This is a genomic window from Candidatus Rokuibacteriota bacterium (assembly GCA_016209385.1).
Lineage (GTDB): Bacteria > Methylomirabilota > Methylomirabilia > Rokubacteriales > CSP1-6 > JACQWB01.
In genome coordinates this window covers 1-6,700 of record JACQWB010000287.1, presented here as the reverse complement: position 1 = coordinate 6,700, position 6,700 = coordinate 1, and the positions used below count along the sequence as shown (strand labels likewise).

Sequence of the window (6,700 nt, the reverse complement as noted above, 5' to 3'; positions counted from 1 at the left end):
TTCTCGACCGAGCCGATGGCCTGGAGCATCCGGAGGGCCGCCCGTTCGCGCCGCCGTGGTGGGGGCCGTAGAGGGCCGCCGCGCCGGCGGCGACGGCGCAGTACGGATCCCCCCGCGAGGAGCCGACGCTCCGGACGGCGTTCGTCGAGCAGTTCTGCTCGTGGTCCGCGTGGAGGATGAAGAGCACGTCCACTGCGCGCTCGAGCACGTGGTCCGGCTTGTACTTCACCTCCGTGGTCTTGAACAGCATGTTGAGGAAGTTGCCGGTATAGCTGAGGTCGTTGTCCGGATACGCATAGGGCATGCCGAGGCTATGCCGGTAGGCGAACGCCGCCAGCGTGGGCATCTTGGCGATCAGCCGGATGACCTGGAGTCGCCGGTTCTCGGCGTCGGTCAGGTGCTTCGCCTCCGGGTAGAAGGTCGAGAGCGCCGCGACGGCGGAGACCAGCATCCCCATGGGGTGAGCGTCGTGATGGAAGCTGTCCAAGAATTTTTTCAGATTTTCGTGGATCCAGGTGTGGTGCGTGATCTCCCAGGTCCAGTTCTCGAGCTGGGCCGCGGTCGGCAGCTCGCCGTGGATGAGCAGGTAGGCCACTTCCAGGTACATGGACTGCTCGGCGAGCTGCTCGATGGGATACCCACGGTAGCGGAGGACCCCCCGCTCGCCGTCGATGAAGGTGATCCAGCTCTTGCACGAGGCCGTGTTCATGAAGGCCGGGTCGTAAGAAAGGAGGCCGAAGTCGTCCGGGGCCACCTTGATCTGCCTCAGGTCCGTGGCGCGCACGGCGCCGTGCTCGACCGGGATCTCGTAGCGCCTACCGGTCCGGTTGTCTGTGATGGTGAGCGTCTGATCAGGCATGACTCATCCCTCCGTTCTCCCGAGCCTTCAAGAGGAGCACCGGCACCGGGGCAGCTCTCAACACTCGCTCGGCCACGCTCCCGAAGAAGAGACGACCGAGACCGGTGCGGCCGTGCGTGGTCATGGCGATCAGGTCTATCCCCTCGTCCCTGGCCGACTCCTGGATCACGTCGAGGGCTGCGCCGGTCCGTACCAGATGCCGAGCCCGGAGGCCCTTGCCCTGGAGGTCCTGGGCGACCTTGGCGAGGTAAGTGTCGGCGTCCGCCCGACGCAACTCGGTGATCTCTTCCAGCCGCGCGGCGGCCTCAGCGGTGGCGGTCCGATCGATCGGTTCCACAGCATGGAGGAGGACAATGGCCAGGTCAAGGGGGCCCGCGAGCGCTTCCACGATCCCGAGAATCTCCGCCGACAGTTCAGACAGGTCCAGCGGTACGAGGATCCTCGTGATTTTTCCGGCGAGCCAGGACGGCTGACCGCGGACGAGGAGGACCGGCGCCGGCGCCTGGCGGACCAGGCTTTCGGCGACGCTGCCAAGGAGCAGCCGGCTGAGCCCGCCCCGCCCGTGTGTGGTCATCGTGATGAGGTCCACGCGATTTCGTGCTGCCGCTTCTGCGATCGCGTGCTCGGGCTTAGCGAACCGGACACTCCAGCTGACCCGAGAGAGGCCACGAGCCCGAACCTCCTCGGCAATCCGTCTGAGGTACGCCTCGGCCTCTCCTGCTACCTTCGCTTCGGGCTCGAGGGCCTCGACGATGCGCGTGCGGACAGCCCGGAGCAGGACCAGTTCCGCCCCGTAGTCGCGGGCCAGCGCTTCGGCGACGGGAACGATCGCCTCCGAGAGCGCCGAGCCATCCAGCGGGACCAGGATTCGTTCCATGAGACCGCCTCCTTCTTCCTTTCCACCGGGAGCATCAAGGCCCAACGAGCCGAATGGAGAGCAAGGGGGGTGCCAGACGACAACCGCATGCCTATCAAGCGATTAGGCCCGACCGGCCCGGCGGCCGGTGGGGCAGTGACGCCCCAGCTGTCTCGGCTGTGGGACAGCACTGGCAGCGAGTCAAGCCAGACCCGCGGCGACGGGCTCCCGGCAGCACGCAAGCCGGTAGCGAGGGCAGTCTTCGCTACGCCGGGAGGTGCAGAACCGGATCAACTCGTCGCGCGAGGGAACCCGGACCCGCCCGTTGGGCAGCCGGCAGTAGACCGCGATCGGGAACGCCAGGAGGCGGACGGTCATGGCCGGCCTCAGGAACGGACACCCTTCGTGCTCGATCCTCCACGCTCCGCTCATGTCACCCCCCCGCCAAAGCCAGCAGACCCGGGCTCACAGCGCAGCCTCGCCGCGCTCCCCGGTGCGGATACGGACGGCGTCCTCCACGTCAGAGACGAAGATCTTGCCGTCGCCGATCGAGCCGGTCCACGCCGCCTTCCTGATGGCCTCGAGGGCGACGGCGAGGTGCTCATGGCCCAGCACGATCTCCACCTTGATCTTGGGGAGAAAGTCCACGGTGTACTCCGCGCCCCGGTAAAGCTCCGTGTGCCCCTTCTGGCGACCGAACCCACGCACCTCGGAGACCGTCATCCCGAGGAGCCCCGCGTCGGAGAGCGCCGCCTTCACGTCGTCCAGGCGGTACGGTTTGATGATGGCCTCGATCTTCTTCATGCGTTGCCTCCTCAGCGTCTGTCATCCGGAGCAAACTCCTCGTCAGGCCGTCGCCTGCTGCCGCCAGCTCCGGTATGAAGGGCAGTCGTGATAGTGGCCGCTCGCGCAGTATTTGGCCACTGTGTCGCGAGCGGGAACCCGTATTCGCCCCGATGGCAGTCGGCAGTAGACCCCCGTGGGGTACATCCAGATCTGATCGGCCATGACCGGCTTCAGAAAGGGACAGTTCGGCGCTCCGACCTTACCTGGCTTCTCCGGGGTGCCTCCTAACCTCAAACCGCACCTCCTTCGTGCTCCTGGGGAGAGCCTCTCGTTCCCGGAACGCCATGGAAGCTCTCCGTCGCGACGCCCGCCCAATCGGAGGGGGCCCGGGCGGGTACCCGGGCCGGAGGCCCGGGTGCGCCGAAGGCGTGGGTGTCCCCCTCCGAGGCCTCCCCCCAGGAATGGTGGTTCGAGCGTGGCGGGTTCGGCCATGCCGCGAGGCAGGCCACCCGCCGCGCGAGGCCCGAGTGAATTGCGCGGGCGAAGCCCGCGCTCGAAGGGCATTACTCCGACACCCGCTTAGGTGCCGCCACCGCCGCCTCCGATCCCGGCCTGAGCCCGGCCAGCTCCTGAAGCCTCCGCCAGTTGGCGAGCCGGTCCGCCTGCGCCGCCAGGAGCGCGGGTGAGGGGCGGCCGAGGGCATCGAACTGGCGGGCGAACCGCCCCTCCGTCCGGGCGAAGTTGATAAAGTCGATGGTCTCCCCGCTCCTGGGATGTCGCGCCCAGTCTTCCTTCGGATCGGGATTCCCCTGGAGCGAGAGCTGTTCGCGGATGCTCTCTCCCTTGCGCGGGTCGTAGACAAAAAGCGGAAAGGCGCGAGAATCCACCGCCAGGCTGGCCTGAGACGCGGCCCGGTCGTCCCCGACGCCGTGCTCGGGCTGGCAAGCGGTATAGGCGACGACGACAGCCGGCCCGGGGAAGCTGTTGGCGTCGAGGACCGCGCGGTAGAAGTGGTTGATGTGGGCGGGCGTCGTCTGGGCGACGAAGACCTCGGGGTGCATCAGGCAGAGGAGTCCCAGCTCCTTGCGCCGCTCGGCCTTACCCGCCAGGGCCGCGCCCACCGCCGCCATCTTGGCGTCTTGAGCGAGGAAAGATGCCGTTGAGACCTGGCCACCGGTGTTGGAGTAGACCTGGGTGTCCAGGACGAGGACCTTGATGTCCATGCCCGAGGCCAGCATCCGCGAGAGCGACTGAAAGCCGATGTCGTACATCGCCCCGTCGCCGCCGATCACCCAGAGGCGCTTGGCCTGCCAGCCCCGCTGGTCCCACTTGGCGCGCACCCCCATCGCGACCGCCGGCGCGTTCTCGAAGAGCGAGTTGGTCCACGGCACGAGGAAGGGGTTGTAGGGGTAGGTCGAGCAGTACACGGTATTGCACCCCGTGGCGGCGACGATGGCGAGGCCCTCCGGACCGTGGACGAATCCCGTCGCCGCCACCAGCATCCGGATAGCCGTCGCCTCGCCGCACCCCATGCATGAGCCGGCCCCGCCCACGTAGAGCAGCCCCGACTGCTCGGCCAGCATCATGTCGGCCAGCGCGCGCTCGTTGATGTACTCCCTCGGTGTCGGCCCGACCTGGCGAAAGAAGCTGAACGCCGTGCGATAGCGTGCCAGTGTCCCCTCGTCCTTCCTCACCATCCTGAGCGCGTGGTACCCCAGCTCGTCGCACACCTGGACGCACTCCGCGCACCCCTTGCACTTCGTCGGGTCCACGAAGATCCCGAACATCGCGCCTTCCCGCCCCTTCCGCGCCGGCACGTCGAAGTACTTCCGGGTCCTGACCCAGTGGGACGCCAGGCGCCGGCGTTCCGCTTCGGCGCCCGTGGTCGCGAGCTCGGCCTCCAGGCGGGAGCTAGGGATGGCCTTGGCCAGGATCGCGGTGTCGGGGCACTCTGTGACACAGCTCATACAGCCCACGCACTTGTCGGCGATGAACTCCGGGATCTGCGGGGAGAGGTAGGAAAAGTCCCTGAGGGCGGCTGTCCCCGGAGGGATGAGGCTCCGGGCGATCCCGACGTCCGCCGGCAGCTCCTGCGAGCCTATCCCCTTCTCGTAGGCACCGACGACTCGCGCGTTGAAGTCCTCGACATAGGCCTCCACGTCCAGGGCCAGGACTCCGGTCGGCAGGAGCCCGATCTCGTGGGACTCCTTGGCCGTCCCCGGTTCCTTCGTGCCGATGTCGGGCTCGACGGCGTCGGGCTCCAACGGGTCGACGAGCGGGTCGTGGCCCATGGCCGGCTCCTATGCGTGTGTCGGGGTAATGCCCTTCGAGCGCGGGCTTCGCCCGCGCAATTCACTCGGGCCTCGCGCGGCGGGTGGCCTGCCTCGCGGCATCGCCGAACCCGCCACGCTCGAACCACCATTCCTGGGGGAGGCCTCGGAGGGGGCCCGGGTACCCACGCCGCAGGCGTGGGTGTCCCCCTCCGATCGTCCTATGCGTGTTCCATGTTGTGCACCAGGTCCGTGACCGAGAGGATACCGATCGGGCGTTCCCGATCGCCCTCGGCCTCGGTCACGACCAGCCGGTGGATCTTCCGCTCGCGGATCAGCTCGATGGCCGCCTCCACCGAGCTGTCTGCCCTGACGCTGATGACCGGGGTCGACATCAGGTGCCGCGCCGTCATGCCCCGCCAGTGCGGCAGATACGGCTGGACGAAGACGGCGTTAACCAGGTCCGTGAGCGAGATCACCCCAACCGCGTACCCCGCCTGGTCCACCACGACCAGGGCGCTCACGTTATGGCGCTTCATGGTCTCCGCGACTTCGGCGACCGGCGCGTCCGGCCGGCAGGCGATCACCCCCGCGTGCATCCAGTCTCGAACGAGCCGTCTAGCCACGGATCCCTCCACTCCCCGCGAGCACCACCGGGGCCATCACGTGCGGCGGAATCTCGATGACCTCCGCGTACCCCCGGCGAACGGCCGTGAGATTCTCCTGCACCACCGCCTCCCCGCGTTTGCCGAAGAAGCGCCGGAGGGAGCGCTCCACGGCCTCGAAGACCTCGGCCTCCGTGAGCCCCCGCTGGCGGAGGAAGGGCGTCGCGCGGAGGAAGACGCCCAGGAGCACGATTCCCTGCATCCGCTGCTGAAGCTCCGGCCGCGACGCGACCTCGCGCGCGATCCGCACCGTGTCCAGGGCCAGCAGCCGGATGCGCCTCTCCGCGATCAGCCGCCGGGCGTGCTCGGGGATGTCGGCCCAGGTCGCCGCCGGGTCCGTCCGGGCGCTCTGGATGAAGAGCATCCCCCCCTCGGCGAGGCCGGCGAGCGGGTTCCCCAGGCGGAAGGCATTCACGTCGTTGAGCGGCACGAAGTCCACATGGGTCAGATCCGAGTGCGCCCGGATCGGACCGTCGGCGACGGTGAGGTAGTACGTCGTGGGGAGCCCCTTTTTCTCGGAGCCGTAGAGCGGATAGGCCTGGACCTTCAGATGGAAGAGGTCGCCCAGGATCGTCGCGATGACCCGGTTCGTCGCCACCGAGCCGAAGCCGCCGACCGAATGACCGCGCATGGAGAAGGCCCCCGGCGGCCGGATGTCGGGGTCCGCCTCCCGGGGGAGCGCGAGCGGGTGCCGGATGCCCAGGACGAAGAAGCGCGGAGCGCCGCGCCGGAGAGCGGCCACCGCGGCGACGAAGTCGCCCGGGCTGATGTCGCGGCTCCCAAGGCCTGCGGCCCCCGAGGCGATCAGGGGGACTTTCGCGATGGCGGGATAGTCTGGGGCGCCGGTAGCCGCATCAGCGAAGGCTGCCTTGATCTCAGCGGTCAGGGGGTTGGACTGGGCGGTGGGTACATCCACCCGCTCGATGATGGCCACGCCCTCCACGTCCTTGAGGGCCGACACGATCGCAGGGCCAGGAAAGGGACGGAACGCCGTGACGTGGAGCGCCCCCACCCGCCAGCCGCGCTCGGCCCGCATCCAGTCCACGGCCGCCATGGCTGTTTCCACGAGGCTTCCCATTCCGACGATGGCGTACTCGGCATCCTCCAGGCGGTACCCCTGCACGAGGTCGTAACGCCGGCCCGTCAGGTCACCGTAGCGCTCCATCACCCGCTGGAGGATCGCGGGCAGCCGGTCATAGAAGAAGCGCTGGGCGATCTTCCCCTTCATGTAGGCGTCCTGGTTCTGGACCACGCCGGACATGAT

Annotated in this window: 6 protein-coding genes and 1 pseudogene; all 7 read right to left on the bottom strand. The window is 68.3% G+C overall.

Going from position 1 to position 6,700, the window contains the following annotated elements; translation table 11 throughout:
* Positions 1–859, bottom strand: a pseudogene (locus HY726_21695) (citrate (Si)-synthase).
* On the bottom strand, positions 852–1,736 hold the full coding sequence (locus HY726_21690) for a universal stress protein (GenBank protein MBI4611611.1): 885 nt from the start codon (positions 1,734–1,736) through the stop codon (positions 852–854). The pseudogene HY726_21695 and the gene HY726_21690 overlap by 8 nt, the downstream one beginning before the upstream one ends.
* Before the next feature lie 180 nt (positions 1,737–1,916).
* Positions 1,917–2,147, bottom strand: a complete 231-nt coding sequence (locus tag HY726_21685) for a hypothetical protein (GenBank protein MBI4611610.1) — start codon at positions 2,145–2,147, stop codon at positions 1,917–1,919.
* Between the two features lie 33 nt (positions 2,148–2,180).
* On the bottom strand, positions 2,181–2,519 hold the full coding sequence (locus HY726_21680) for a P-II family nitrogen regulator (GenBank protein MBI4611609.1): 339 nt from the start codon (positions 2,517–2,519) through the stop codon (positions 2,181–2,183).
* Between the two features lie 545 nt (positions 2,520–3,064).
* On the bottom strand, positions 3,065–4,792 hold the full coding sequence (locus tag HY726_21675) for a 4Fe-4S binding protein (protein MBI4611608.1): 1,728 nt from the start codon (positions 4,790–4,792) through the stop codon (positions 3,065–3,067).
* A gap of 200 nt (positions 4,793–4,992) precedes the next feature.
* Positions 4,993–5,397 (bottom strand): CBS domain-containing protein, encoded by a 405-nt coding sequence (locus tag HY726_21670; protein MBI4611607.1) that lies wholly within the window; start codon positions 5,395–5,397, stop codon positions 4,993–4,995.
* Positions 5,390–6,700 (bottom strand): 2-oxoacid:acceptor oxidoreductase family protein (locus HY726_21665; GenBank protein MBI4611606.1); only part of this gene is annotated, 1,311 nt, incomplete at its 5' end. The genes HY726_21670 and HY726_21665, both read right to left, overlap by 8 nt.

Excerpts from the sequence above, each read along its gene's own strand:
- HY726_21690 (MBI4611611.1), bottom strand. The coding sequence starts at position 1,736 with ATGGAACGAATCCTGGTCCCGCTGGATGGCTCGGCGCTCTCGGAGGCG.
- HY726_21685 (MBI4611610.1), bottom strand. The coding sequence starts at position 2,147 with ATGAGCGGAGCGTGGAGGATCGAGCACGAAGGGTGTCCGTTCCTGAGG.
- HY726_21675 (MBI4611608.1), bottom strand. The coding sequence starts at position 4,792 with ATGGGCCACGACCCGCTCGTCGACCCGTTGGAGCCCGACGCCGTCGAG.
- HY726_21680 (MBI4611609.1), bottom strand. The coding sequence starts at position 2,519 with ATGAAGAAGATCGAGGCCATCATCAAACCGTACCGCCTGGACGACGTG.